Raw genomic sequence first — 4,175 nt, 5'->3', positions numbered from 1 at the left:
GGCTTGCTTACGAGGAGACATTTTCACAGCTTACCGAGTCGATCGATGGCGAAGGGCATCGCACGATATTCGACATCGACCCGGCAAATGGAAATCAATTGTCCGCGCGCGAGGTCGTTGGCTCAGTTGACAATGGAACCAACGGCGAAACTGACGACATCATCACAACATTCACTTACACCTCTTCGGGGCTTATCCAAACTATCACGGACTCACGAGATATCGTGACGCAGTTTGAGTATCGCGATAGCGACCAACAGCTTGAGACGATTATCTCGGCCATCGGATCTCCGGATGAAGCAACCCAATCTTTTGAGTATGACGATACAGGAAACCAAACAGCAATCGTTGACGGCAACGGAAATCGAACGACGTTTACGTATGACGTCCTCAATCGATTGACAAGAATCACCGAAGCCGACCCTGACGGTGCCGGACCATTGCAGTCACCGATCACGAACTTCACCTACGATGTTGCTGGCAATCTGCTCACGATCACCGACGCGGAAAACAGCACCGTCCGAAATGCGTACGATTCCCGCGATCGGTTAATCAGCACCATCGACGATCACGATCAAACCACAGTCTTTGCTTATGACTCCGAAGGTAACTTGGTCGCCACGACTGATCCTTTGGGATTCGTGACCCAAACAACCTACGATACACGTTCTCGGTTGATCGAAACGATTGATCCCGAAGGTGGTGCAACAACATTTACGTATGATGCCGACGATAATCTGCTTTCGCTTACTGATCCGGTGGGCAACATCACGCGGTTTGCCTATGACGCGAGAAACCGCTTGACTGAAGAAGTCCAGGTTTTCGCAGATTCGGATGAAGCAGTTGCGATGGGTGGCCTTACTGGACTCCGAATCCACGCTGCGGAACTGGGTCGCGGATCAGAGGGCAATGTTGATTCGACGCCGATCACGGTTGGCGATGGAGTGGAGTTTGGACCCGGTAGCGAATCGACCCTGCGAACTCTTGGTGAGACAATCGATTTTTCGACTGATCAAATCACCTTCATCTTTCCCGATGTGATACAGAACGACGGAACCGGGATGTATCTCTTCTCCGATGCGGATCAATCAATTCCTGCAATCAGAAGTGTCTCGGTCAACTTGGACCAGTCCGATGTTGAAATTATCGATGTCGATCAAATTATCGAATTCGCCGACGATTGGATTTCAATCGACCTACTAAATCTCAATTTGAGTAATCCATTCTTCTATGCGGGTAAGTCGCTCGTTATTGACATCGAGTTCGAGGAGCGGAACGCTCCAACACGTTACCATTACGACACGCAAGACAATCTCACGCGAAAGATTGACCGCAATGGGCGGGAAACGCGGTTTGTCTATGACGATCTTGACCGGCTGCTGACGGAAAGCTGGATTGATCCGGTTGATGGAAGTGTTGTAAATCAGATTGGTTATGAATATGACCAGAGCAGCAACCTGCTGAGCATCAGCGATGCGTTTAGCTCACTGTCCTACAGCTATGACGACTTGAACCGCGTTCAAACGGTCGATAACACGGGCACTCCCGGCGCTCTGCCCGTCTTGCTGACTTATGCGTATGACGACAACGGGAATGTCGTTTCGGTGACGGACACGATCGACGGCGCTGCCGGTACAACAACGGGCTATGACTATGACGCTCTCGACCGCACCGTGTCGGTCAATCAATCGGGATCGGACGTTTCCGATAAGCTCGTCGATCTGGTCTACAACCAGATCGGGCAGTTTGATTCGATCACCCGTTATTCCGATTTGCAGCGAAACGCAACTGTTGCGAACACTGAATACCAGTACGATGAGCTTAATCGACTGACCGACCTGGATCACACGAACGCTGCCGACGCAGTGCTGGCGTTTTACGATTTTGAATATGACGCGTCGAGTCGGATTTCGCAGATTGCCGACATCGATGGCGTTACCGACTATGCCTATGACGATCGCAGTCAGCTGACGGGTGCTGATCGCGCTGAGGAAGACGATCGCGGTGATGAGTCCTACAGCTATGATGCGAATGGCAACCGCGTCACCAGCCATCGGCATGACAACGGCTATGTCACAGGGCCGCAAAATCGCCTGTTGTCCGACGGTACGTTCAGCTATGCGTATGATGCCGAAGGCAACATGACGCGCCGCACGAACATCGGAAGCGGTGAAGCACGGGGGTTCATCTGGGACCATCGCAACCGATTGATCCGCGTCACAGATTTCTCATCTGGTGGCATCATCACGCAAGACGTTGAGTATCGTTACGATGCCCTAGATCGCCGTATTGAAAAGCGGATCGACAGCGACCCTGCAATACCGGGCAACGAAACCGAACTTAGGTTCGTCTATGACCGCGAAGATATCATCCTCGATGTAAACGGGCTGAACGATCAAGTGGCAGTACGTTACTTCCACGGTCCACAAGTCGATCAGGTACTCGCTCAGGAACGGAGCGAACAAACGCAATGGCTGTTGACCGATCACCTTGGAACGACGCGTGAGGTAATCGCGAATGTTGGGAGTATTCTCAACCATCTGGTTTACGACTCGTTCGGAAACGTTGTTTCCGAATCCGATGCTGGGTCGATGGCAAGGCATCTATTTACGGGCCGGGAATACGACATCGAAACGGAACTCAATTTCTATCGCTCTCGCTATTACCTAAGCGGTATCGGGCAGTTCGTGTCGGAGGACAGAATTGGGTTTCGCGGGAAGGACCCAAATTTGTATGGCTATGTATTCAACTCGCCACACACGCTGACTGATCCATTTGGGCTGAGAGCGGGTGACGACGCAGGAGTTCCTCGCCGCAGCTTTAGGAATGATGTAAAAGAGGCATTGTCTTTCTGCAAGCAGCTACTTGTAGGACGTAGGCCAACAATTGGGCCGGTCGATCCGATAGGAGATTTGGTTGCTGAGAATCCGAAGCAAGCGGTTACCTCTGTTCCAGCTGTTACGAAACGCGGAATGGTGCTTGAAGAATTGGACGACGTTTTTAAAGGAAGAAGGAGACGCTCGCCAACGCAGGACAGACTTGATGAACTTGGAATAACCAAGTAAGTGGGATTGCTGTCGCCTTAGTACCAATCGATTTTCTCGGATAATTTTGCTGTATAGGATTCGCAGAACTTAGAGAGCAGGCTTATTGGCTTTTCGCTTGGCACAAAACAGAGCAAATTTGAATTATCTTTACATTGCGTTTTGGATTGCCTAAGCGGACTGTCAGTCGCCCATTCGCAACCGATAGCTGATATTTCTGACGCTCGCCCGACTGAGATGGCATCCAGGCTTTTGATCTCTATTGAGCCGACCCGAACACCTTCGCAGGGATCGGCAATAGAGCAACTAATCATCCGTGCGCGATCTAAATACACGATTTTGTCGCGACTACCGGTACGTGTTGAGACCAACAAACTAGGACGCTCAAACAATACTGCCCTGTCGAATAGATCAACTACAGATGTTGAAGTCAGTTGTCCGACGGATTGGCTATCCTCTTTGGTGTAGCTGACGATCAAGATGTAGCTGTCCGTTAACTGAATTATTGCGCCGTCCAATATATTCAGCCACATCGGGAACCAAGTTTCTTTTCCAGACTCTAGAACGTTTACAACGTACTCTCGAGAACTGCCACGTATCATCGAAAGATAACGATGGCCGTCTCGGTCAAATTCTACCAGGCCATATTCGTTCGTTTGTTTCGTCGCATTTATTGATTGTTCAGTGTTGAAAGCGAACGTTAAAGCAAGGGCTAGGAAAAATATGAGCACGGTAAACACAACGAGTTTAGTAAAATGAATATTTGCCATTCTGAATGGATACATGGTTTTTCCGCAAAACGCAATGAATATGTTTTGCAAATGACAGTTTGTCACGGCTAGTTGATCGAGTTCTATTCGTTTTTTACTTGACATAACACATCAACCTGTGTCATAGCTATCTCTCGATCAACGCAAACGAGAGGGGCTGACCATGACGTCAACACGACAGGGTAACGCCGCCACCAAAAGGTGGGCGGCATGGCAAAGACAAAACAAAAACGCGATATCTATCAGGAAGTGACAGATCGCATCATCGAGTTTCTCGACAAGGGCGTTGTCCCTTGGCGGAACCCTGTCAAACGTGGCAGAGGCGATGGCTGGCCCAAGATCGTGAAAGCGGTAAACGCTA

The 4,175-nt window shown here is 49.9% G+C and carries 3 protein-coding genes; 2 read left to right on the top strand and 1 reads right to left on the bottom strand.

The annotated features are described in order from the left end of the window. Positions 1-3,065 (top strand): RHS repeat-associated core domain-containing protein (locus tag RMSM_RS01155; protein WP_040763417.1); only part of this gene is annotated, 3,065 nt, incomplete at its 5' end. A 17-nt stretch (positions 3,066-3,082) separates the two neighbouring features. On the opposite strand, the gene RMSM_RS01150 is transcribed toward RMSM_RS01155, so the two are convergent. After that, positions 3,083-3,919, bottom strand: a complete 837-nt coding sequence (locus RMSM_RS01150; protein WP_008690233.1) for a hypothetical protein — start codon at positions 3,917-3,919, stop codon at positions 3,083-3,085. Between the two features lie 105 nt (positions 3,920-4,024). Here RMSM_RS01150 and RMSM_RS37970 point away from each other — a divergent pair. Then, positions 4,025-4,175, top strand: a 151-nt coding sequence (locus RMSM_RS37970; RefSeq protein WP_144057277.1) for an ArdC-like ssDNA-binding domain-containing protein, incomplete at its 3' end; no start/stop codon positions are given.

This window comes from Rhodopirellula maiorica SM1 (assembly GCF_000346295.1).
GTDB lineage: Bacteria > Planctomycetota > Planctomycetia > Pirellulales > Pirellulaceae > Novipirellula > Novipirellula maiorica.
Note: the sequence above shows the minus strand (reverse complement) of the source record. Positions and strands in the feature narration are given on the sequence as shown.

What these genes read in the sequence shown, in the direction of transcription:
- RMSM_RS01150 (WP_008690233.1), bottom strand. Translation starts at nt 3,919, where the DNA reads ATGTCAAGTAAAAAACGAATAGAACTCGATCAACTAGCCGTGACAAAC.